28 protein-coding genes and 2 pseudogenes are annotated in these 23,662 nt (G+C 35.9%); 10 read left to right on the top strand and 20 right to left on the bottom strand.

Annotated features, from left to right (window positions below):
• Window positions 1–20: 20 nt before the first annotated feature.
• The 6 genes from pfkA to dnaE all read right to left on the bottom strand — a co-directional run bounded on the left by pfkA (window position 21) and on the right by dnaE (window position 8,459).
• Window positions 21–980: a 6-phosphofructokinase gene (gene pfkA, locus LCF45_RS22640; RefSeq protein ID WP_002015498.1), complete on the bottom strand. Its 960-nt coding sequence runs from the start codon at window positions 978–980 to the stop codon at window positions 21–23.
• A 128-nt stretch (window positions 981–1,108) separates the two neighbouring features.
• Entirely contained in the window at window positions 1,109–2,083 is a 975-nt protein-coding gene (gene accA / locus LCF45_RS22645) for an acetyl-CoA carboxylase carboxyl transferase subunit alpha (RefSeq protein WP_000818787.1), read from the bottom strand.
• Window positions 2,071–2,940 (bottom strand): acetyl-CoA carboxylase, carboxyltransferase subunit beta, encoded by an 870-nt coding sequence (gene accD, locus LCF45_RS22650; RefSeq protein WP_002015500.1) that lies wholly within the window; start codon window positions 2,938–2,940, stop codon window positions 2,071–2,073. Before accD ends, accA begins: the two co-directional genes overlap by 13 nt.
• Before the next feature lie 185 nt (window positions 2,941–3,125).
• On the bottom strand, window positions 3,126–3,770 hold the full coding sequence (locus LCF45_RS22655; protein WP_002129364.1) for a FadR/GntR family transcriptional regulator: 645 nt from the start codon (window positions 3,768–3,770) through the stop codon (window positions 3,126–3,128).
• A gap of 14 nt (window positions 3,771–3,784) precedes the next feature.
• Window positions 3,785–4,993, bottom strand: a complete 1,209-nt coding sequence (locus LCF45_RS22660) for an NADP-dependent malic enzyme (protein WP_161793975.1) — start codon at window positions 4,991–4,993, stop codon at window positions 3,785–3,787.
• A 133-nt stretch (window positions 4,994–5,126) separates the two neighbouring features.
• On the bottom strand, window positions 5,127–8,459 hold the full coding sequence (gene dnaE, locus LCF45_RS22665) for a DNA polymerase III subunit alpha (protein ID WP_002129365.1): 3,333 nt from the start codon (window positions 8,457–8,459) through the stop codon (window positions 5,127–5,129).
• Between the two features lie 42 nt (window positions 8,460–8,501).
• On the opposite strand from dnaE, the gene LCF45_RS22670 reads away from it, so the two are divergent.
• Both LCF45_RS22670 and ytrI read left to right on the top strand, forming a co-directional pair.
• Complete coding sequence (locus LCF45_RS22670) at window positions 8,502–8,915, top strand: YtrH family sporulation protein (protein ID WP_002015507.1); 414 nt, start codon at window positions 8,502–8,504, stop codon at window positions 8,913–8,915.
• Window positions 8,912–9,415 (top strand): sporulation membrane protein YtrI, encoded by a 504-nt coding sequence (gene ytrI, locus LCF45_RS22675; RefSeq protein WP_002088948.1) that lies wholly within the window; start codon window positions 8,912–8,914, stop codon window positions 9,413–9,415. Before LCF45_RS22670 ends, ytrI begins: the two co-directional genes overlap by 4 nt.
• Window positions 9,416–9,467: 52 nt before the next feature.
• On the opposite strand, the gene LCF45_RS22680 is transcribed toward ytrI, so the two are convergent.
• Complete coding sequence (locus tag LCF45_RS22680) at window positions 9,468–10,400, bottom strand: DHH family phosphoesterase (protein WP_002167586.1); 933 nt, start codon at window positions 10,398–10,400, stop codon at window positions 9,468–9,470.
• 315 nt (window positions 10,401–10,715) lie between these two features.
• Between LCF45_RS22680 and LCF45_RS22685 the strand changes: the two genes are divergently transcribed.
• Window positions 10,716–11,021, top strand: coding sequence for a YtpI family protein (locus tag LCF45_RS22685; protein WP_002129367.1), 306 nt, complete (start codon window positions 10,716–10,718; stop codon window positions 11,019–11,021).
• 8 nt (window positions 11,022–11,029) lie between these two features.
• Here the strand turns inward: LCF45_RS22685 and LCF45_RS22690 are convergent, their stop codons facing one another.
• On the bottom strand, window positions 11,030–11,293 hold the full coding sequence (locus tag LCF45_RS22690; protein ID WP_002034294.1) for a DUF3949 domain-containing protein: 264 nt from the start codon (window positions 11,291–11,293) through the stop codon (window positions 11,030–11,032).
• A 213-nt stretch (window positions 11,294–11,506) separates the two neighbouring features.
• Entirely contained in the window at window positions 11,507–12,820 is a 1,314-nt protein-coding gene (locus LCF45_RS22695; protein ID WP_002034295.1) for a DRTGG domain-containing protein, read from the bottom strand.
• 247 nt (window positions 12,821–13,067) lie between these two features.
• On the opposite strand from LCF45_RS22695, the gene LCF45_RS22700 reads away from it, so the two are divergent.
• Window positions 13,068–13,226 (top strand): hypothetical protein, encoded by a 159-nt coding sequence (locus LCF45_RS22700; RefSeq protein WP_263894910.1) that lies wholly within the window; start codon window positions 13,068–13,070, stop codon window positions 13,224–13,226.
• Window positions 13,227–13,266: 40 nt separating this feature from the next.
• Here the strand turns inward: LCF45_RS22700 and LCF45_RS22705 are convergent, their stop codons facing one another.
• Complete coding sequence (locus tag LCF45_RS22705) at window positions 13,267–13,950, bottom strand: metal-dependent hydrolase (RefSeq protein ID WP_263894898.1); 684 nt, start codon at window positions 13,948–13,950, stop codon at window positions 13,267–13,269.
• Between the two features lie 149 nt (window positions 13,951–14,099).
• On the opposite strand from LCF45_RS22705, the gene pepQ reads away from it, so the two are divergent.
• On the top strand, window positions 14,100–15,197 hold the full coding sequence (gene pepQ, locus LCF45_RS22710) for a Xaa-Pro dipeptidase (protein ID WP_263894295.1): 1,098 nt from the start codon (window positions 14,100–14,102) through the stop codon (window positions 15,195–15,197).
• A 45-nt stretch (window positions 15,198–15,242) separates the two neighbouring features.
• Here pepQ and LCF45_RS22715 read toward each other — a convergent pair whose 3' ends face one another.
• The 7 genes and pseudogenes from LCF45_RS22715 to LCF45_RS22745 form a co-directional block, all read right to left on the bottom strand.
• Window positions 15,243–15,449, bottom strand: a complete 207-nt coding sequence (locus LCF45_RS22715; RefSeq protein ID WP_002088956.1) for a hypothetical protein — start codon at window positions 15,447–15,449, stop codon at window positions 15,243–15,245.
• Window positions 15,450–15,512: 63 nt separating this feature from the next.
• A pseudogene (locus LCF45_RS22720) lies at window positions 15,513–15,803 on the bottom strand (anti sigma factor C-terminal domain-containing protein); the annotation flags it as partial.
• A gap of 102 nt (window positions 15,804–15,905) precedes the next feature.
• A complete protein-coding gene (locus LCF45_RS22725) occupies window positions 15,906–16,361 on the bottom strand; it encodes a GNAT family N-acetyltransferase (RefSeq protein ID WP_002190862.1) in 456 nt (151 codons plus the stop codon).
• A 71-nt stretch (window positions 16,362–16,432) separates the two neighbouring features.
• A complete protein-coding gene (locus LCF45_RS22730) occupies window positions 16,433–16,777 on the bottom strand; it encodes a DUF6176 family protein (protein ID WP_002190864.1) in 345 nt (114 codons plus the stop codon).
• A 3-nt stretch (window positions 16,778–16,780) separates the two neighbouring features.
• Complete coding sequence (locus LCF45_RS22735; protein WP_002129377.1) at window positions 16,781–17,575, bottom strand: GNAT family N-acetyltransferase; 795 nt, start codon at window positions 17,573–17,575, stop codon at window positions 16,781–16,783.
• Complete coding sequence (locus tag LCF45_RS22740) at window positions 17,572–17,904, bottom strand: cupin domain-containing protein (protein ID WP_002129379.1); 333 nt, start codon at window positions 17,902–17,904, stop codon at window positions 17,572–17,574. The genes LCF45_RS22735 and LCF45_RS22740 overlap by 4 nt, the downstream gene beginning before the upstream one ends.
• A gap of 44 nt (window positions 17,905–17,948) precedes the next feature.
• On the bottom strand, window positions 17,949–18,377 hold the full coding sequence (locus LCF45_RS22745) for a hypothetical protein (RefSeq protein WP_002129381.1): 429 nt from the start codon (window positions 18,375–18,377) through the stop codon (window positions 17,949–17,951).
• A 131-nt stretch (window positions 18,378–18,508) separates the two neighbouring features.
• Here LCF45_RS22745 and LCF45_RS22750 point away from each other — a divergent pair, with 131 nt between their 5' ends.
• Both LCF45_RS22750 and LCF45_RS22755 read left to right on the top strand, forming a co-directional pair.
• Window positions 18,509–18,778: a helix-turn-helix transcriptional regulator gene (locus LCF45_RS22750; RefSeq protein ID WP_263894296.1), complete on the top strand. Its 270-nt coding sequence runs from the start codon at window positions 18,509–18,511 to the stop codon at window positions 18,776–18,778.
• On the top strand, window positions 18,768–19,193 hold the full coding sequence (locus tag LCF45_RS22755; protein ID WP_002129385.1) for a hypothetical protein: 426 nt from the start codon (window positions 18,768–18,770) through the stop codon (window positions 19,191–19,193). Before LCF45_RS22750 ends, LCF45_RS22755 begins: the two co-directional genes overlap by 11 nt.
• Window positions 19,194–19,244: 51 nt before the next feature.
• On the opposite strand, the gene ald is transcribed toward LCF45_RS22755, so the two are convergent.
• Both ald and LCF45_RS22765 read right to left on the bottom strand, forming a co-directional pair.
• Window positions 19,245–20,378: an alanine dehydrogenase gene (gene ald / locus LCF45_RS22760; RefSeq protein WP_002015529.1), complete on the bottom strand. Its 1,134-nt coding sequence runs from the start codon at window positions 20,376–20,378 to the stop codon at window positions 19,245–19,247.
• A gap of 214 nt (window positions 20,379–20,592) precedes the next feature.
• Complete coding sequence (locus LCF45_RS22765; protein WP_002034312.1) at window positions 20,593–21,384, bottom strand: SDR family oxidoreductase; 792 nt, start codon at window positions 21,382–21,384, stop codon at window positions 20,593–20,595.
• A gap of 147 nt (window positions 21,385–21,531) precedes the next feature.
• On the opposite strand from LCF45_RS22765, the gene LCF45_RS22770 reads away from it, so the two are divergent.
• Entirely contained in the window at window positions 21,532–21,990 is a 459-nt protein-coding gene (locus tag LCF45_RS22770) for a universal stress protein (protein ID WP_001066676.1), read from the top strand.
• Between the two features lie 43 nt (window positions 21,991–22,033).
• Here the strand turns inward: LCF45_RS22770 and LCF45_RS22775 are convergent.
• Window positions 22,034–22,702 (bottom strand): annotated as a pseudogene (locus tag LCF45_RS22775) (hypothetical protein).
• 95 nt (window positions 22,703–22,797) lie between these two features.
• Here LCF45_RS22775 and LCF45_RS22780 point away from each other — a divergent pair.
• A complete protein-coding gene (locus LCF45_RS22780) occupies window positions 22,798–22,977 on the top strand; it encodes a hypothetical protein (RefSeq protein ID WP_002129390.1) in 180 nt (59 codons plus the stop codon).
• Between the two features lie 97 nt (window positions 22,978–23,074).
• Window positions 23,075–23,641, top strand: coding sequence for a DinB family protein (locus tag LCF45_RS22785; protein WP_263894297.1), 567 nt, complete (start codon window positions 23,075–23,077; stop codon window positions 23,639–23,641).
• Window positions 23,642–23,662: the final 21 nt, after the last annotated feature.

The raw sequence follows: 23,662 nt of genomic DNA on the forward strand, positions 1-23,662 counted from the left end.
AATACAAGGCATTAAGCCGATTAGATAGATAATTCTTTAGATAATTGATACATATCTTTATCGATTGTATGCTTTTGAGCTAACGCTTCGATAATGTCATGATCAACAAGTTTATTATTTTGAATACCAACACAACGTCCGCCATTACCAGCAATTAATAATTCAACTGCTCTTGCGCCAAGACGACTAGCTAATACACGGTCTTGTGCACTTGGTGATCCACCACGTTGTACGTGACCTAATACAGTTACACGAGTATCAAAGCTTGTTGCTTCTTCAATGTGCTTACCGATGTCAATTGCACTTCCAACACCTTCAGCTACAACGATAATACTGTGCTTTTTACCACGTTCACTACCGCGTTTCAGACGAGAGATAACATCTTCCATGTCATACTTTTCTTCTGGAATTAAGATAGTTTCTGCACCATCAGCTAAACCAGCCCATAATGCGATATCTCCAGCGTGACGTCCCATTACTTCGATAACATATGTACGTTCATGAGATGTAGCTGTATCACGGATTTTATCAATTGCATCAATAACAGTATTTAAAGCTGTATCAAAACCAATTGTGAAGTCTGTTCCAGGGATATCATTGTCGATTGTACCTGGTACACCTACACATGGGAATCCTTGCTCAGTTAATTTTTTTGCGCCTTGGTACGAACCATCTCCACCAATAACGACAAGTCCTTCAATACCATGTTTCTTTAATTGCTCGATTCCTTTTAGTCGTACTTCTGGGTCTTTAAACTCAGGACATCTTGCTGTATATAATTTTGTACCACCACGGTGGATAATATCGCCAACAGAACCAAGTTCTAATTTTTCAATATGACCAGAAATTAAACCAGCGTACCCATGGTAAATACCATATACTTCAATATCATGGAAAATCGCTTTACGAACAACTGCACGAATGGCAGCATTCATACCAGGTGAATCTCCACCACTTGTTAATACACCAATACGTTTCATTTGTACTCACCTCATAAAGATTATTTGCCTTATAATAAAATAACACGAAAAAATACAAAAACACAATGGAGAAGATGTGTCTTTTCATAATAAAAACGTGCATTCGCGAAGAGGAACGCACGCTTTTCTTATTTTATCCCAATGGAAGCGTTTGAAAACGAAACTTGCCCAATTTTCATATATTTTTCATAACGTTTTTCGATTAATTCATCTTTCGAAATTCCGCTTAATTGTTCAAAAGTTTTCTTAAGCATTAAATCTATATTTTCTGATTGTTTCAAAACATTACGATGTGCTCCGCCTTTTGCCTCTGGAATAATTTCGTCAATTACACCTAATTCTTTCAAATCTAATGCTGTAATTTTCATCGCTTCTGCAGCTTCTTTTGCTTTACCAGCATCTTTCCAAAGAATCGCCGCCGCACCCTCTGGTGTAATAACAGAATAAGTGGAATTTTCCAGCATATGAATGTAATCTCCTACTCCAAGACCTAACGCACCACCGCTACCACCTTCACCGATAACGATACAAATAACAGGTACAGTTAAACCCGCCATTTCAAATAAATTACGGGCAATTGCCTCACTTTGTCCACGTTCTTCAGCTGCTTTACCAGGATAAGCTCCCTTCGTATCGATGAAACAAATAATGGGACGATTAAACTTTTCCGCTTGTTTCATTAGACGCAGTGCTTTTCGATATCCTTCTGGATGAGGCATCCCAAAATTACGACGAATATTTTCTTTCGTATCTTTTCCGCGTTGGTGCCCAATTACAGTTACGGGCATCCCCTTATATTTCGCAATGCCGCCGACAATCGCTGCATCGTCGCCAAATAGGCGATCTCCATGACATTCAAAAAAATTAGTAAATAAGTGCTCAATATAATCGAGCGTTGTCGGTCGTTCTGCATGACGAGCAATTTGAACACGGTCCCATACTTTCATATTGCCGTATATATCTTCCTCTAGTTTTTCTAGCTTGTCTTCCAAAATACGAATCTCCTCACTGAAGTCCATCTGGCTGTTTTTCGTATAGTCTTTCAGTTCACGAATCTTATTTCTTAGCTCAACAACTGGTTTCTCAAATTCTAGCTCTGCCATACAGCCATTTCCCCTCCTTGATGAACTTCTAAAATCTTACGGAGTGATTCTCTCATATCATCACGATGCACCACCGCATCTAATTGACCGTGCTCTAGTAAAAATTCTGCCGTTTGGAAATCTTCCGGCAGTTTCTCACGCACTGTTTGTTCAATTACGCGTCTACCAGCAAATCCGATAAGTGCACCTGGCTCTGCAAGATTGTAATCACCAAGTGAAGCGAAACTCGCTGAAACCCCGCCCGTCGTTGGGTGAGTCATAACAGAAATAAATAACCCTCCTGCATTACTATGCTTTTTCAAAGCTACGCTTGTTTTTGCCATTTGCATTAAACTTAATATCCCTTCTTGCATACGAGCACCACCCGACGCAGTAAAGATAATAAATGGAACTTGTAAGTCGTATGCCTTTTCAACCGCACGGGCAATTTTCTCTCCTACAACAGAGCCCATGCTGCCCATTCGAAAACGAGAATCCATTACTGCAACAACAACAAGCATGTCATCAATTGTTCCTTCACCAGTTACAACCGCTTCATTCAATTTAGTCTTCTTACGATCGTTTTCTAGTTTCTCTTCATATCCCGGAAACTCAAGTGGATTTAGTGAAACCATCTCTTTGTCATACTCACGAAATGAACCTTCGTCCAATATACTATCAAGGCGTTCCCATGCATTCATCGGATGATGATATCCACAATTCACGCATACTTTTAAATTTTTAAGAAGCTCTTTCGTATACATGATTTTTTTACATTTCGGACATTTTGTCATAACGCCATCTGGTACATCTTTTCGTACTTGTTCTGAAGGTATTGCAGCGTACTTTTTCTTTTTCACGAATAAATCTCTTAGCACAATTTGACCCCCTTCATTGAGAGCTAAGGTTAGCGTAAGAAGAAAATGGGGCTAACACCAATGTTTGATGTTAGCCTTATCTTCTCAATCTGTCTAATAACCTCTCTCTTTACGTTTAACTTTAACCGCTATGCGGTAGAATGTTTGTCATAACGTGTCATGGTCATTTCGACAAATTTTATACATTACGAGTGAAACTGTATATTCTCTACTAATTCATCGTAAATTTTTAACGCATCATTTTCTTGTTTCACTTCCAAAGTAGCATAAAGCTTTCTATACATTTCGATAGAATCTCCTGAAACTTCACAAGAAAGAGTTGCAACGTAATCATTTACGATCATCCAAATGCGATAGAGTAAATAATTATTGAATTGTTCAATAAGTGTTTTAAAGAACGTTTGATGAAGCACCGGAATTGAGCTTTCATTTTCTTCAAGCACTTGGTGTAATTTACTTAGTACTTCAGAAAACGTTTCTTTCGGTAAATTACATACAAGTCGAATCATATCTTTCTCAAGCAATCGTTTTGTTTGTAATAAATCACGAATTGTTTTCTCATCTTGCAGCAAGAACGGAGCAATTAATTGTACAAGACCGTTATCGTAAAAGTTTCGAATAAACGTCCCCTCACCACGTCTCGTTTCAATTAATCCTACCAGTTCTAACGCACGTAATGCTTCTCTTACAGAGGAACGTCCAACATTTAAGCGTGAACTTAACTCACGCTCAGATGGCAAACGATCCCCTGCTACTAAACAATCCTCTTCCATAATGGAACGGATTTTTTTTACAATTTCGAGATATACTTTTGTATTTGATGATGTCAATGGAAATTCCTCGCTTATTCTTTACCAATCAGCGCTAATTGTTTTGTTTTCTCAGCGACTTCATTTGGATCTACTTGACGGCGAGCTACTCCTGTCTCCATTGCTGCTTTCGCAACGTAAGCCGCTACTTGAGGCGCTACACGCGCGTCAAATGGTGCTGGAATGATATGATCTGCATTCAACTCATCCTCTGATACAAGCTCTGCAATGGCCTGTACAGCTGCCATCTTCATTTCTTCATTAATTTGTGTCGCATGTACATCAAGTGCACCGCGGAAAATACCTGGGAACGCTAGTACATTATTTACTTGGTTCGGGAAGTCAGAACGACCTGTTCCAACAACAGCTGCGCCCGCTGCTTTTGCCAATTCTGGCATAATTTCTGGAACCGGATTCGCCATTGCAAAAATAATTGCATCGTCATTCATTGTACGAACCATCTCTTCAGTTAATGCACCTGCTGCAGATACACCAATGAATACGTCCGCACCTTGTAAAACATCAGCTAAAGAACCTTCTATACGACTCTTATTTGTATATTTTGCAACTTCATCTTTCACCGGATTCATACCGACAGGACGACCTTCATAGATTGCACCTTTACGGTCACACATAATAACGTCACGTACACCATAGCGATATAAAAGTTTAATGATTGCAATACCTGCTGCACCTGCACCATTTGCGACAACTTTAATGTCAGACATTTTCTTTCCAACTAACTTCAGCGCGTTCACAAGGCCTGCTACTGTTACGATAGCTGTTCCGTGTTGATCATCATGGAATATTGGAATATTTGTCTCTTTTTTCAAACGTTCTTCAATAACGAAGCAGTTTGGCGCTGCGATATCTTCTAAGTTTACACCGCCAAAAGTTGGCTCCATTAATTTTACAGTTTCAACAATTTTATCTACATCGTTTGTATTTAAGGCAATCGGGAATGCATCTACACCAGCAAAGCTCTTGAATAATACAGCTTTACCTTCCATTACTGGAAGAGATGCTTCAGGTCCAATGTTACCAAGACCAAGTACAGCCGTTCCATCTGTCACAACTGCTACCATATTTCCCTTCATTGTATATTCATATACCTTACTTTTATCGTCATAAATTTCTTTACAAGGCTCTGCAACCCCTGGAGAATATGCAAGACTTAAATCTTTTGCATTTTCTACTTTTACTTTTGATACAGTTTCTAATTTTCCTTGATGCACTTTATGCATGTGAAGTGCTTCTTCACGAAGTGTTGACAAACTATCCACTCTCCTCAAATTATGCTTGCTGATATCAATTTCTCCAAGTGGTCTGACCACGAACACTACTACTATAATAATCGAAGTGTAGGGAAATTGTCCATTATATTTTCACAACGACATTTTCGTCACCGACAATTTCTCGAAGTGCTCCTAGACATTCTTCACTTGGATGAATCGATAAACTTCGAGATAATTGTACCATTTTATGTTCCTTTTCATAATAAATTAGTACTTTCGTAAAACCTGAATAATCAAACAATATTTTTGTAACTTGATTTACAAGCTTTTTTTCATATTGAGACGGCAATTTCACGTAAACAGATGCTTCTTTCATTCCTTCATAAACATCCATTTCTTCTAGCGGATATAGTCCATTCACGATCCATTGCAACTTATGATTTCTTTGCTCGATCGTACCATCAACTAAAACGATTGCACCTTCTTGTAACCTGTCCGAAAAATGTATATACGTTTCTGGAAAAATAACGGCTTCCATTTCATCATTTTGATCACAGAATGTAATAAACGCCATCTTTTGCAACTTTTTCGTACGAATAACTTTCACACTTGTTATATATACGATCGCTCTTTGTACTTTTTTCTTATGTCGCATCGCCTGAGCAAGAGATGGAATTTCTAATTCTTTTCCTAGTTCCGCATACTGCGCTGTCGGATAGCTAGATAAATAAAAACCGAGTGCTTCCTTCTCTTTATTTAACTGTTCAATAAAGGATAGCTCTTCTCCTTGTACGTATTTTGATTTCGGAACAGCATCCCCTAAATCAAAATCACGTGCAAGATTTGCATACTCCAACGCTCCTTTAAGACTTCTCCATAACGTCGTCCTCGAAACACCAAAACCGTCAAAACAACCAGACCAGACAAACGCTTCTAAATTTCGCTCTGTTACAAATTTTGATGGCATACGAAGACAAAACTCAAATAAATCTTCGAACATTTTTTCCTCTCGTTCTTCGAGTAATGCCGTCACGGTAGCCATCCCGATATTCCGAATCGAAAGTAAACTATATCGAATCGCATTTCCTTCTATTTGGAAGTTGTAACCACTTCTCTGAAGAGACGGCGGTAAAACGTGAAAACCTTTCCGCTTCGTTTCTCGTACATACTGCACAATCTTATCTTCATTTCCAATTGCACTTGATAATAACGCAGTCATAAATTCCAGCGTATAATTTGCTTTTAAATATGCAAGCTGATATCCGATCATACTGTAAGCTACAGCGTGACTTCGGTTAAAACCGTAATTCGCAAATCTTACAATTAAATCATAAATTTGTTCTGAAGATGTCTCATCGTATCCATTTTCCAAACAACCTTGAACAAAATGCTTACGTTCTTGATCTAAAATATCACGATTCTTTTTACTCACTGCACGACGCAGCAAATCCGCTTCTCCAAGCGAAAATCCAGCTAACTTCGATGCGATTTGCATAATTTGTTCTTGGTATACAATTACGCCGTATGTTCTTTCTAAAATCGGCTTTAAATCCGGATGTAAATATTCAATTTGTCTTTTCCCATGCTTCGATTCAATAAAGGTTGGAATTTGTTCCATCGGTCCTGGTCTGTATAACGAGTTAACAGCGACTATGTCTTCAAATTCATTCGGTTTTAACCCACGAAGTACATTTCGCATACCACCTGATTCAAGCTGGAATACACCTGTTGTATCCCCTCTTCCTAACAATTGAAACGTCTTTTCATCTTGCAGAGGTAAATTTCTTATATCAATTTGTTTCCCAGTTTTTTCAACAATAAATTTTATAATATTTTCAAGTAACGTTAAATTACGTAAGCCTAAAAAGTCCATCTTGAGCAATCCAAGTTCTTCTAATGCATCAGCTGGATATTGCGTAACATAAACATCGTTATGCCCTTCTTGAATCGCTACACTTCCCGTTAACGGTTCTTGGCTCATAATAACGCCAGCTGCATGAATAGACGTATGACGCGGTAATCCCTCTACACGTTTTGCAATTTCAAACACACGCTCATGTAACAGATTCCCTTGTATAAACTCACGGAGCGATTGCGATTCCTCATATGCATCTCTTAACGTTATACCAAGCTTTGATGGGATAAGTTTTGAAAATATGTCAATATCTCTTGGCAGGAGCCCCATTACACGAGCAATGTCTCTAATTGCGGCTTTCGCTGCAAGAGTTCCGAACGTTACAATTTGAGCAACACGAAGCTGACCATATTTATCTTTCACATATCGAATCATCTCATCACGTCTTATATCTGGAAAATCAATATCAATATCTGGAAGTGTCACACGTTCAGGGTTTAAAAACCTTTCAAATAATAATTCATATTCAATCGGATCAATATCTGTAATTTCCAATACGTAAGAAACGAGTGAACCAGCTGCCGATCCACGGCCTGGCCCAGTTAAAATATGATTTTCATGTGCATATTTCATAAAGTCCCATACGATGAGGAAATAATCGCTAAATCCCATACGAGAAATAACATTTAATTCATGATCCAAACGTCCTATATGCGCTTCTTTCGGCGTACCATAGCGTTTCTGCAAGCCTTCTTCACAAACACGGCGCAAATACGTATCATTCGTCTCGTTAGATGGAACAGGAAATTTCGGTAATTGATTTACATGGAAAGGAATTTCTACTTGGCAACGTTCCGCGATTGTTATTGTATTTTGAACCGCTTCCTCAGCATGAGAAAATAGTGCTCCCATTTCATCCGATGACTTTAAATAATACTGATCCGTTTTCATTCTCGGTCTATCTGGATCAGTCATTTTCGTTCCGCCTTCAACAGATAATAAACATTCATGAACAAGTGCGTCACTTTGATTAATATAGCGAACATCATTTGTTGCAACGACTGGAACGTTTACCTTATTAATAAATTCAGGCAGTTTTTCTTGTAAAAGCAGTTCATCTTGAATTGCATGATGCTGCAAACTTATATAAAAATTGCTGAACATATTTTGATACGTATGAGCTACTTCTTCAGCCTGACTCTCTTTGTCTTCTAATAATAGCTGTTCAATCTCTCCGTCTTTCCCTGGTGAAATTGCAATTAACCCTTTCGCATAATGAGCAAGCCACTTCTTCGGGATACCTTCTTTTGACTTCGTCATAATGCTGCTAGAGATCTTTAATAAATTTTGATAGCCTATTTCATTCTCAGCAAGTAAGACAAGTGGATAAGACCTTTCTTCTTCTTCACTAAAAATAGAAGCTGTTAAGCCGATAATAGGCTGTATACCATTTTTCTTGCATGCTTTATAAAACGGAATAACTCCATACATAACATTTTCATCTGTAATGGCCAGCGATGAAAATCCAAGCTCTTTCGCCCGAATGACAAGCTCATCAATTTTACAAGCACTTTTTAATAAACTAAAAACGGTTTGACATTGTAAATGCACAAACTTCACTGTTGTACCCTCTCTTTACCTATGTGACTACTTTTATTATAGGTGATGAGGAAAGCGGAAATCAAAACATACTTCTCATACTTTGTCCATATATATGAAGAAGAAAGGGGAATGACGATGGATGTAAGAGAACATACTTTTTTCTCTCTGCTTATTATTAGTTATTTTATTGCCTTTGGAGTTATACTTGGTGGTTCATTAATAGGCGGATTTGGTGCATTTCTCATCGGAAAACCAACTCTAACTTATATTAATCAATTCGCCCAAAATTTAAGAATTTGGGCACTCGTTGCAGCAATTGGCGGAACGTTCGATACCTTTTATAGCTTTGAAAGAAGCTTCTTTGGCGGAGATATGAAAGATATCGTAAAACAAATTCTCCTTATTTTTTTTGCAACTGGCGGTATGCAAACTGGTCTTATTATTATTAAATGGCTTACACAGGAACATGTATGAGAGTACCCAGTGCCAATACAGCCAAAAGGTGGTATTTAGTTTTAGCTGGCGCTGCTGTTGGAGGAGTATTGAGCTGGTTTGTTTTTTTGTACATATACGGTGTTTTTCAAGAAGAACAAACTAGTAAAATAGCAGAACAAAAAGAAATTATCGAAAAACAAGAAGCAAAACTCCACGTCCTTCTCGAAGACCAAGAGAAATTGAACACAGAAAATAAACGGCTCTTAACAATTCAAGAAATCAAAATAAAAATTATAAATCGAAAAAAATATGATTTAGACAATCTTACACTTGAAAACATGACCACTTCTATCCATAATGATCTCCAGCATCTTTTAACGAAAAACATTCAAAGCATCGCAAAAAATAAAGACCTGCTCAAAAAAGTCATCGAAAATAAAACGTACAAACATTACGATCGTATATACCGCTTTAAAGTAGACACAGTCTCTTTTGATACCGTACTTGAAATTAGTATTGATATAGAGAAAGAAAAATAAAAAAAAGGAGGGCTTCTGTGCCTCTCCTTCTCTTTCGTTCAACATACAATTTTTATCTACACAGCTCACGTAAATCAGCAAACAGGCGATCTGCTTCTTCCCAAGAAGATGCTTTTGCACCAGAAGCCATCGGATGTCCTCCGCCATTATATTGCATTGCTAATTTATTAATAACTGGTCCTTTTGAACGAAGACGAACACGAATAACATCATCTTCCTCTAAAAATAGAACCCATGCCTTTAATCCATCAATATTACCAAGTGCTCCGACAACACCAGATGCTTCAGTAGAAAGTACATCAAACTCTTCTAGTACCTCTTTCGTTAATTTAATGTACGCTGCACCTTCTTCTACCATCGTAAAGTTTTGTAAAATATAACCGTTCAAACGAGCAATTTTTTCTTTCGTCTTATACATTTCATTGTATAAATCTGTGAATTTTACATCCATGTCAACGAGCTCACTTACGTAACGAAGTGTTTTCGCTGTTGTATTCGGGAATAAGAAACGCCCTGTATCTCCAACAATACCCGCTAAAATAAGGCGAGCTGCTTCCTTTGAAATCGTTAATCCTTTATCTTTTCCATAACTGTAAAATTCATAAATCATTTCACTTGTAGAACTTGCTGTCGTATCCACCCATGTAATATCTCCGTACGGGTCTTCATTCGGATGATGATCAATTTTAATTAACATCTTTCCTTTTGCATAACGCTGATCACAAACACGCTCTTGGTTCGCTGTATCACAAACGATAACAAGTGCATCTTCATATACACTATCTTCAATATCATCCATTACTCGTAAAAACGATAAAGAAGGCTCGTTGTACCCAACCATATAAATATTTTTCTCTGGAAACGATTCTTGCAGAATTGTACCAAGTCCGCACTGAGAACCTAACGCATCCGGATCCGGACGTACATGACGATGAATAATAATTGTATCAAACTCTTTAATTGCTCCTAAAATTTGCTCATGCATATGTATAATCTCCTTTTTATTCAACTTCTTCATTTTATCCCGCATTAACGTGTAGTAAGACTCCCACCTCAAAAGTATTAAAAACAATGGGGCAAAATTAATTTGGAGCCTGGATGCACGTAAAAGCCCGATTGGTGAGGGCTAATAATTAGCACGTGGGATCTCCCCACACTAATTAAAGTTTCACTTTATCCCCCATTATAACGGAAAACATTTCATACATGCGAACAATTGCTTTATAATAAAAGTTAGAAAGTTTAGATTTTTCTTTTTTCTAAATTGTTATTTTTATACCAATCGATGGGAGCGTGTATTATGCCAGTATTCGTCTTTTGTATTATCATCTCATTTGTGTTGTACCTCTTCTATAAAACAAAATTCTTTCGTACAAACCGTCCAATGGAGAAAGGTTGGCTCTCTGGAAAATCCGCAATGGCACTCGGCTTATTCGTCCTATTCTTTGGGATAAACCAATTCTTTTTAGAACTTTCAACTGCACGCATTATCGTTGGTGTTTTGTTTATGTTACTTGGCAGCGCGAGTACATTTAATGGATTCCGCCAATATAAACATTTTCTACCATTAGCAGTCAAAGAAGCCGAATCTTATAAAACAACGTAAAAAAAGCATCAACATTGTGATGCTTTTTTACGTCCCTTCACTTTCAAAATCATATATGCAACAAACGCAGATGGTATATTAAAGGGATTACCTTGCACGTGAAAATGTAATTGTTCTTCTCCAAAAGACATCTGTTTGTATAGTTCTTGCTGAGATAATCCTGTTCGTTTCTTTTTTTCATTTAATCCTTGTAAGTATAAGTATTGAATTGGTATCATCACAAGGAAATAAAAGAGTGCGATACCACCAAAAAAGAGTAATTCTGATGACATATTGCATCCCCCTTCCGTCATCCATTATCTTACAATCTAATTATATCATAGTATACACTCTAAATGGATTAATATTCTGTTTTTTCTAATTATACAATCATCTCTCCTTATATATATATTTCCAGCTAAAACTCCTCCACATCTTTAGCAACAGCTTCAAAACCCAATAAAACAAAAAAGATGGAACAAACCAAAGCGATTTGTTCCACCTTTTTATTTATCGATTAACTGCACCATAAGTAATGCTTTCCCGACAACATTACCTTCATGATGTACTTCTACATCAACCTTACCAAATTTACGGCCAATTTCTAATACTTTCGGATGAACCGATACAACATTATCAATTTGAACCGGTTTTACGAAATAAATTGTTAAGTTCTCAACAATTGAATCGCTCTTCTTCTGCGCACGAATGACGCGGTTTGTTGCTTCTGTCACAATTGTTGTGAATACACCGTAAGATAACGTCCCGATTGAATTCGTCATTTGTGGTGTCACTGAAAATTGATATAAATGCTCATTTTTTGCTTCTTTCGGCGTCATAAATTGATTCGTTACAATGTCATCAATCGTTTCACCAACTTGTGGTTGACGCTGAATCATCTGCAAGGCCTGAAGTACATCTTGACGACTAATGATACCTTGCAATTTATTTCCATCCTCCACAACAGGAAGTAATTCAATACCTTCCCACACCATCATACGTGCTGCAGCTGCGACAGACATTTTTCCGTTTACCGTAATAGGGTGTTTCGTCATAACTTTATCAATCGGTGTTTCTTTCGCAACACCAATCATATCTTTCGAAGTTACGATACCTAACACCTTTTTATTTTCATCCACAATTGGATAACGTCCATGCATCGTCTCTTCATTGTACTCATGCCATTTCTGCACTATGTCACTAGGCTTTAAATATAGTGTTTCTTCAATTGGTGTTAAAATATCTTCAACTAGTACAATTTCTTTCTTAATAAGTTGATCATAAATTGCACGGTTAATTAACGTTGCGACCGTAAATGTATCATAACTACTTGAAATAATTGGCAATTTCAATTCATCTGCTAACTTTTTCACATGCTCTTCTGTATCAAATCCACCTGTAATTAATACAGCAGCCCCTGTTTCTAATGCTAATTGATGTGCGTTCGTACGGTTACCGATGATAAGTAAATTCCCTGCTTCTGTATAGCGCATCATCGCTTCTAATTTCATAGCCCCAATTACGAATTTATTTAATGTTTTATGTAGTCCTTCTCTGCCTCCAAGTACTTGACCATCGACAATGTTAACGACTTCTGCATATGTCAGTTTTTCGATATTCTCTTTCTTCTTTTGTTCAATTCGAATTGTTCCGACACGTTCAATTGTACTAACATATCCTTTATTTTCTGCGTCTTTAATTGCACGGTAAGCGGTCCCTTCACTTACACTTAAATCTTTCGCAATTTGCCGCACAGAAATTTTATGCCCTACTGGCAGGCTATTAATATGTTCTAAAATTTGATTATGTTTGGTAGCCAAATGGTTTCACCATACTTTCTTTTCCCTAAATTCTTCATGTGTTGTATTTTCAGTATACTATATTTCCAAAACTGTTACACTCTCTCTTTGTATGTCTGTACTATTTTTTTTATAACAAAATGCTCCTTACATTACACCAGTCATTCTATTACAACAATGTAATGGTATTGTCATCTCGTTCGATGTTTTGTCCACACGCTTCAATATACAATTAAGACAAGAAATGAAACAAAGGAGCGAATACATTATGAAAAAGTTTTTAGAGGTTATAGGTGCTGTGTTTTTAGCTTTCGTAGATGGGGAAAAAGTTGCGATGGAATTGAATGAAACACCTGAACAGCCACGTACAAAACGAGAAGAATCAGCTAAACAAATACAGGCTTTAAAAACTGTACTACACACATAAAAAACCCTTCACTTGTCATTTCAAATGAAGGGTTTCTTTTTTATAGTGTAATACTTTCTCCAGCTTCTAATACTTTCCCTGTACAATTTTGTAGCTTTCCTACAAATTGATATGGATCTTGTTCAATAACTGGGAACGTATTGTAATGCATCGGTACAACTGTTTTCGCCTCTATCCATTTTGCTGCTAACACAGCATCTTCTGGCCCCATTGTGAAATTATCGCCAATTGGTAAAAATGCTAAATCAATATTATTCAGTTCTCCAATTAACTTCATATCAGAGAATAAAGCAGTATCTCCTGCATGATATACCGTTTTCTCCTCTGCTGTAAACAAAATACCCGCTGGCATACCTGTATATGTAATCGTCTTATTTTCTTCGTCAATATAACTAGAACCGTGGAATGCTTGTGTAAACTTCACTTTTCCGAAGTCAAATTCATGAGAACCTCCAATATGCATTGGATGTGTATTTACACCTTGCCAACTTAAAAATGTCGCCAGTTCAAATGGTGCTACTACAACTGCATTATTTTTCTTCGCAAGCTCTACTGTATCCCCAACATGATCACCATGTCCGTGCGATAAAATAATCGCATCAACTTTTACATCTTCAGCCTTTAAATCTGTTTTCGGATTTCCCGTTAAAAATGGGTCAATTAAAATAACTTTTCCATTCGTTTCAATCTTTACAACTGAATGCCCGTGATACGATACTTTCATCATTACATTCCTCCCCTATTCACATTCACACTTTTTATTCTACATGATTTCTCAATTCCCTGTCTTTTCTAACATCGATTTACTTGTCATAACGCTTTCGTCCGATGTAAAGTTATATTTGTAATTAAATATCTCGGGGGTGCCAATCGATGAATGCTAGATTAGAAAATTTAATGCAATGGCTAAAAGAAAAAAACGTAGAAGCTGCGTTCTTAACTTCTACACCGAACGTCTTCTACATGACAAACTTCCACTGTGAACCACATGAAAGACTACTTGGTATGTTTGTATTCCAAGAAAAAGAGCCTATTTTAATTTGTCCTAAAATGGAAGAAGGCCAAGCACGTAACGCTGGCTGGGCACATGAGATTATCGGATTTACTGATACGGACAGACCATGGGATATGATTGCAAAAGCAATTAAAGATCGTGGTATTGATGCAAATGCAGTTGCAATTGAAAAAGAACATTTAAACGTAGAACGTTACGAAGAATTAACAAAGTTATTCCCAAATGCAGCTTTCAAATCAGCTGAAGAGAAAATTCGCGAACTTCGCTTAATTAAAGACGAAAAAGAACTTTCTATTTTGCGTGAAGCGGCTAAAATGGCAGATTATGCTGTTGAAGTTGGTGTAAATGCAATTAAAGAAAATCGTAGTGAGCTAGAAGTATTAGCAATCATTGAACACGAATTAAAAACAAAAGGCATACATAAAATGTCATTTGACACGATGGTATTAGCAGGTGCGAACTCTGCTCTTCCACACGGTATTCCAGGTGCAAACAAAATGAAACGCGGTGATTTCGTACTATTTGATTTAGGTGTGATCATTGAAGGTTATTGCTCTGACATTACGCGTACAGTAGCATTTGGTGAACTTTCTGAAGAACAAACTCGCATTTACAACACTGTACTTGCTGGACAACTACAAGCAGTTGAAGCATGTAAACCAGGCGTTACATTTGGTGCAATTGACAACGCCGCTCGCTCTGTTATCGCAGATGCAGGTTATGGAGACTTCTTCCCACACCGACTTGGTCACGGACTTGGAATTAGCGTACACGAATATCCAGATGTAAAAGAAGGCAATGAGTCTCTATTAAAAGAAGGTATGGTCTTCACAATCGAGCCAGGTATTTACGTACCAAACGTAGGCGGCGTTCGTATTGAAGATGATATTTACATCACAAAAGACGGATCAGAAATCTTAACGAAATTCCCGAAAGAATTACAATTTGTGAAATAATAAAAAAGGTAGCGTGATCGCTACCTTTTTATTAAAGAAGGCCCTTTAAAAAGTGCCTTCTTCTATCTCACTAATATTTATTTGAAATTTTACGATCCAAACTGAGAAAAGGTGGACAAGAAGCGCAAACGCCATACATGCTCCGCTTAAAAAAGTTAGTATAGGATGCGAATACACGTGCCCTAATCCATAGGATATCGCCACGAAAAACATTGTTATGTAAATATAAATTGCTCCATGTATTTGCCTCATATAAGCCTCCTTTTCCCATATTATAACATAAATTTTCTGATTATTCACATTAATTAACTGTAATTAATATTTCTCCACTGTTACACCTCTAACAGCCGCTTTAATATATGGGGCTCCTTGTAAACCTTGTAAATCCTCTGTTTTCCCTGTTACAACTACACCGTATATTGGTAGGTCTTTTGGTTTGATGTTTTTTATTTCTTTATAATATTGTTCAAAATAATCACTTGGTATACCCTCACTATTTTTTGCTAAATACTTCATTTGGTATAGAAACTCTTTTGAGTTTATTGTTATATCGTTTTTCATATCTTCTTTCACTTTTGAATAACTTCCTTCAAATCCAAAAACATTTTCATAATAAAAAGCACATATATTTTAATTTTTTAACATACAAATCAATTTTTTCGAAATAAAAACTTCCACTCATTTAAAAGATATATTCTCATAATATCTTTATGATTTAGTTGTCATAATAATTGAACGTGGATAAAATCCCAGCTTTTGATAAAACGATACAGCTTCATTTCCGTACACTACTATTAATTCAATGTCATCTACTTGCTTTTCTTTAAACCATTCCACTGCACTATTCATTAATTTCAAACCGAATCCGTTTCTTCGATATTTTTCATCAACAAATAAAACTTCAATCTTCCCACTTACGCTTTTACTATACGCTATACAAAAGCCTAATATATTATCTGTTTCTAACTCAATCAATAGTTCAATTCTATATTCTCCGTACTTTGAATTTTTTTTATAATCTTCAATACGTTCCTCAAATGTCATTCTTGGATAATCACCAGAAAAATATTTTGATTTACTGTTATGATATTCATGCAATTTATCTAATGAGTCTCTGATTATCTCTATTTCATCGAGAGTGATATATTTATGACTAATTCGCATCTTACAGCATCTCCAATAATATATATTTCACCAAAAAAGAGGATGGTTTATCTTTACAAAATACTACTCTATTATTTCATCGCTTCTTTCACAACATCTTGAATCATAACGACTTCCGTCTTCAGATCGACAGCCAGTGCTTCTTCATCAATACATTCATACCAAAACGCTAAGTGCTTTTTATCAATTGCATGATGAGAATTTTCGACAAGAGCCCCGCCTTCTCCTTGCACAGAATACCAATATAAGTACTCTTCTCCATCTCTTATTTCCCGGAAAATTGTCTCTACATACATCTTTTCGTCGTTTAATGTCAAAAGCACTTCTTTCATATTATCATTAAGAAGCTGCATCCATTCATCTACGCGATGACTTTTACCTGGCTTGACTTTGAATCTTGTTAATTCTACGTTCATCTTTTATTCCCCCATTTTCTTGCGGACAAACAAAACATATTCTACTGGATTATGGAAGCTTAATTTACTAGCTAATTTTTGCGAGGGAATATTATCTACATTACAATCCCAGCATGGTGTAATATGATTTTGTATACACTGTTCAATGAAACGTGTTGCGACAGCTTGAGCTAACCCTTTCCCTTGATGTGCTTCATGTGTTGCAATATCAATTTCAGCAAAACCATTCCCTCTAAATATTGAGACGCATTCGGCTACAATCATCCCATCTTGTTCTATACAAAAACCAAAGCCGTTATTTAAAAACACTTCTTTTGATCCCCAATATTCTTTATAATAATCCTCTGTAAATTCATTACTTCGTTCTATATCACTTTTATCAATACGTTTAATTTCATATGTATTTTTGTTTAATTCTATTTTTCTATCTTCAAAAACTTCTCTTTGAAATTGAAATGTCATTCGTGGGATGTTCCGAAATGCATTACTAAAACGCTCTTCTAACATCATTTCCCACTCGTCACTCGAAGTGAACAATGTAAATCTCTTCTCTGTTTTTTCAATAGCCATTTTTAAATATGCAAATAAATATTCGTTATAATTTTGATCATCCGTATCACCAAATAAATAATAGATACCATTAGCTGTACGAATTAGTCCTGCTGTTAACTTCTCGTTTGCAAAAACTTCACCATCTATCATTTGATCACATACCGCATGAGCAAAGGTTGTTGTCCTTGTATGACCTTCTAAAATCGGAAGGATTTTTCTATACTGGGCTACAGATAATTTTTTCATAATTGCTCCACTTTAATCGTATCCGCCTCTATATTTTCAAAACAAAGATTTACCGTTCTCTTGAATGCTCTCGTTCTATGGATCGTGCATGCTGGAATTAAGATAGAATCATTTGGCTTTAAAACCGCCGTCTCTCCATCTTCAAAATCGATAAGTAGTTCTCCCTCTAGCACAATAAATAATTCATCCGAATTAGAATGATAGTGCCAATCATATTCACCAGTAAATACGGCTATTCGTAAGCAATGATTATTTACATTTGAAACAACGAAGTTTTTATGTTGTTCTTGAATGTCCTTTGTTAATTCTAATAAATTTACAGTTTCCATCTTTCGTCCCACCCTTTCATTAGTCGTTCTTCTGAAAAACTAACTTAGTCTCCACCACCTCCGCAATCTCCTCCACCATCACTTGAGCTGCTACAATCGTTGCTACTATAATCACCAAATCCACTTGATGAGCTTGAATCGGATGAAGATTTTTTTCTCTTTTTTCTTTTCCTATCTCTCTTACTTTCATAACTAGGCCATACTTTATGAAAGAATATAACGAATAAAACCAATTCTATTACAACAAGGATAAAAACTAGACTACTCTCAATAATATTAGGAGTTATCTCAAAACTGTAAAACAGTCCAAATGAATACATACACAAAATCACATACAGAGCCATACAAATATACCGAAATGTTTTTTCTATCATAATGACTACTTTTTTTGAAAGAGGTATGTTCTGTTCCTGTTTTTTCTTTATATACTTTTGTCTTTTAGCTTGCTTTTTCTTACTCTTTTTGCTCCCCATTGAATCTCCTCTATCGACTTTCATTTTTCATTTAATTCCAAATTATCACAAAAAACAACATCATAACAAGCAATATTTCTCGTAAAGTTTTATTTACTTTTTGTAAAGTTTTATTTACTTTTTACCTAAAAATGGATATTATAAATGTAACAAATTTACAAAAAGGAGACTTTGTATATTTGATTAAAAATAAAGTAAAACAATTCCGCGTCGTTAGAGACATCACCCAAGAGCAATTAGCTTCCTCTGTTCAAATCACTAGACAATCCCTCATCGCTATCGAGAAGAATAAATACAACCCGAGTTTAGAATTAGCATTGAAATTATGTGAGTTTTTCGGCTGTAAAGTGGAGGATTTATTTCAATTAGATAAGACTGGGGAGGAAAGAAATGAAAAATAATTTTATCCAAGGGTTTGCTTCGCATCTTACTATTTTAGTGTTAGGATCGGCCTTTCTTTATTTCAATAGTAGTGATGAAGAAAAGATTCGTTCTGTCCTTCTATTCGCTAGCGTATACATACTCTTAGCCTTGGTACTATTAGTAGTGAAACGAATATTCTTTAAGAAAAAAAAGAAAGAGTCCGAGCAATACCCATTACCTGAGACAGATGAAAGAATTGAAAAAATGGGCTTAAAGCTTATGGCGCAAATTTTCGGTCTCTCTCATTTAATCGGCTCTGCGATACTATTTATTTTATATATTACTGACAAAAATTCGACGATACGAGTAGAGTATGCCCTGTATTACTTGTTTGGAATTCTTTTCTTCACAATGATGTTCGGCTTGAAAATTGTGAAGAAATTAGATAATTAGTTTAAACAAAAAGACCCTTCCTACAAAGGAAAGGTCTTTATTTTATTTCTATTATGATAAAGCAGGAGCTTTTTCAAGAAGCTCTTTTGCATCTGCATATTGTAAGCTGTGCGCTTCTGCAACTGCTTCGAATGTTACGTATCCATCTAATGTGTTAATACCTTTTAATAATGCAGTGTTGCCTAGGCAAGCTTCTTTGTAGCCTTTGTTAGCAATTTGTACTGCATATGGTACTGTTACGTTTGTTAATGCAAGAGTTGATGTACGTGGAACCGCACCTGGCATATTTGCAACTGCATAATGAACAACACCATGTTTCTCATAAGTTGGGTTGTCGTGAGTTGTAATACGGTCAGTTGTTTCGAAAATACCACCTTGGTCAATCGCGATATCTACAACGACAGAACCTGGTTCCATTGATTGAATCATTTCTTCTGTTACAAGTTTTGGCGCTTTTGCACCTGGGATTAATACTGCACCGATTACAAGATCAGATTCTCTTACAGCTTCTGCAATGTTATACGGGTTAGACATTAACGTTTTTACTTGGTTTCCGAAAATGTCATCTAATTGACGAAGACGTTCTGCACTTAAGTCGATGATTGTTACATCTGCACCTAAACCTACTGCAATTTTCGCTGCGTTTGTACCAGCTTGACCACCGCCGATAATTGTTACTTTACCGCGTTTCACCCCTGGAACACCTGCAAGTAAAATACCTTTACCACCTTTGTTTTTCTCAAGGAACTGTGCACCGATTTGCGCAGACATACGACCAGCTACTTCACTCATAGGTGCAAGTAATGGTAAAGAACGATTGTCTAATTGTACTGTTTCGTATGCAATTGATACCACTTTGTTATCAATTAATGCTTTCGTTAATTCTGGCTCTGGAGCTAAGTGTAAGTATGTGAATAAAATTAAACCTTCGCGGAAATAACCGTATTCACTTTCAACTGGCTCTTTTACCTTCATAACCATATCTTGATTCCATGCTTCTTCAGCAGTTTCAACAAGTTTCGCACCAGCTTGTACGTATTCTTCATCTGTAAAGCCTGATCCTACACCTGATCCTTTTTGAACAAAAACTTCATGACCATTTTGTACTAAATGTACAGCTCCCGCTGGCGTCATTGCCACGCGGTTTTCATTGTTTTTAATTTCTGTTGGAATACCGATACGCATTATTAGTTCCCCCTTGAGTTATGAAATGACCCCTGAATCATTTTTTAAAGCGCTTTCTATACTCTTATATTCTAACATAATATCTCAATATTTGACAAAAAAATAATACAAGTTTTCCGATAGATTTAATCTTGCATGAAAGGACAGTATTATCCGTACCTCTCAGTATAAAGGATAAACTGTCCAATTATTCGAAACGTCACTTTATTTAATTCTATCGATGTCTATGAATAACATCAACAGCGCCTGTTACTTCAATAATCGTGCCAGTAATCATATCAGAATCGTCCTCACATAAAAACGAAATGGTTCTTGCGATATCTTCCCCTGTTCCAGATCTACCAATTGGTGTGTTACTACCTTTCAGATTTCGTGCTTCTTCAATCGTTGCCTCTTTCATTTCACCAATTATATCACCAGGACATACCATATTCGCAGTAATACCGTATTCAGCTTCTTCGTATGCGACTGTTTTCGTTAAAGAAACAAGTCCGACTTTCGCAGCTGCAAAGGCTGAACGATAAATCCATCCAGGCGCGCTATCTGCCCCTTGAAATCCATAGTTAATAATACGGCCAAATTGCTGGTTTCTCATAATCGGTACGACAAGTTTTAATAAATGAAACACCGCTGTTAAATTACCCTGGATCATTTCATTCCATTCGTCTTCTTCGTAATCGACTAATTTTTTCCTTTCAAATACGTAAGGACCAGCATTATTAATTAAGAAGTCAATTTTGCCAAAACGGCTCATCGCTTCTTCTACTATTTTATGTAAATCTTCCTTTTTCGTGACATCAGCTTGCACGAACTGTAGACGTTCTTCCATATTTTTATATGTTTCTTTCATTGTTTCCATAGCACTTGTATCGCTATGATATGTTACTGTTACTGAATATCCTTTAGCCAATAACTTTTCTGTTACTTGCTTTCCTAAACCTTTCGTACCGGCTGTAATGAGCGCGTGTCTCACAAACATGCCTCCTTTTAAATTGCTATACTCCATATGTAACAAGTTCTCGCTTCAATTACAACTAAAATGAATTAAGGCAAAGTTTTCAAAATTCTGTAACGTTTCCAACAAGCACATTACCAAAATTTGTTTTATAATAAAATTGTAAACGGTAATAAAAATGATTGGGAGGAATTTACTATGAATAATACATATACAAATATTTTAATTGCGGTGGACGGTTCTAAAGAAGCAGAAAAAGCCTTTAAAAAAGCAATTCAAGTTGCAAAACGAAACAACGCAACATTAACAATTGCTCATATCGTTGATGTAAAAGCATACTCAGCAGTAGAGGCTTATAGCCGCGCAATTGCTGAACGTGCAAATCTATTTGCAGAAGACTTATTAGAAGACTACAAAAAAACTGCGCTTGAAGCTGGTCTTGAAAAAGTGGAAACTGTATTAGAATTTGGTAATCCTAAATCTAAAATTTCAAAAGAAATCGCTCCAAACCATAAAGTGGATTTAATTATGTGTGGTGCAACTGGTTTAAATGCTGTAGAACGTTTCCTAATTGGTAGCGTCTCTGAACATATTATTCGCTATGCGAAATGCGATGTCCTTGTTGTTCGTGGTGACGAGGAGCAAGGTGATCTTTAATTTATAATAAAAAAACACCAAGTCCACATGGGCTTGGTGTTTTTCATTTCACATATTTCACTACAAATACGAGACAAGCTAGAACAACAATGACAACTGCAAACACATAAGGCGGAAGGAACTTCAAAGACCATAACACCATCATTAACGTCGCAACCGTTAAGTACGTTTGTTTTGCATCTTCTGTCATTTTTTTGCGAAGTAAAAAAACATACAAATAACCAATTGGCGGCGTAATAAAACAAAGAACATATATGATTTTAGATTTTAAATACCACTTGTGTTCTCCAAGTTTCTTTATGTCTTCTTCTATTCTCTTACTCTCTTGTTCTCTCCCTTTTCTTTCATATAAGGAAGAAAGTGCATGAAAAAATAACATGTAAATATTATTGCCCAAAATTCAATATCCAATCTTTCTAGTGGAATATGCTCACTAAAAAATGCAGCAGCAATCACTAAAGAAAAACAATACGTCATCATCCAAAATGAACGTTTTCTCTTTTTCCGTTCTATTTTTTTTATCTTTTACTTCTTGTACTTTCTTTTTTCTAGAAAGCCATACAGAAATACAGCAATCTACTACAAATAAAGTAAAGATAAAGATTGCTATATGCATTGTTGTTACATTCTCAAATGAAAATACTTCTGGGAATGCAACGTGTAATACAATTAGCGTGTACAAAATTAACCCTACAAAATAAATACGTCTCATCTTCCATTCCTTTCTCATTTCCTAACATTAGGTTAACATACATTTTTTAGAAATAGACGGACAAAATATATGTGTTTAGAAAAGGAGGATGCTACATGGATGATTATGAACGCATTATTTTAGATGTGAATGGGAAAGAAATCGAAATGTTAGATATGATTCGCGAGCATTTTAAAGAAAAACATGGTGTTGAACTAAGTCACGGTGCATTACTTAGAGATTTAATGGATATTGAATACATTCGAATTACAGAAGATCGCCACAAGTATGATTAATCAATGAAGCTTTAAGCCTAGAACATATTGTTCTAGGCTTAATTACATCTATACGAAAAATGTTATAATTAGGAAAAAACGCAGAGGATACCAGAATATGAAATCTGAAAATATCTCAAAACATTTTCACACATTACATGTGCAAAGAAACCAGTTCCTTCCTGAGCTTCATTCACTTTCACAAGAACAACTATGGCATAGAAAAGAGGACGGAAAATGGTCTATTGGTGAACACTTTTATCACTTATATTTAATTGCAAGGATGCTAAAAGTAGCGATTAAATTCTCTTTCACTCTTATCCCTTATGCCAAACTAAGAAAAAACGCCCCATTTGCAACTGACATGCATGACATTTATGCCGAATATAAAGAAAAACACGGTAAAGGAATGAAAGCTCCTTGGATTTTAATCCCTTCAAAAAAAGTCTATTACTCTATGAATGTAAACGAATTAGAAGAATTACTTTCACGTGAAACAGATGAAATAAAAAAACTAGTTCAAAATATAGAAGAAGATATTGCAGGACATATCGTATTTTTAGATCCAATTGCTCACTATCCTAACCTTATTCAATCTATCCAACTATTAGCGATTCATGAGAAGCATCATTTTATGATTATGAAACATAATTATGAAATGATAGATACATACCTAAAAATCTAAATACAAAAAGGTAAGGTACTT

The organism is Bacillus sp. 41-22 (assembly GCF_025809295.1).
GTDB classification, from domain to species: domain Bacteria; phylum Bacillota; class Bacilli; order Bacillales; family Bacillaceae_G; genus Bacillus_A; species Bacillus_A mycoides.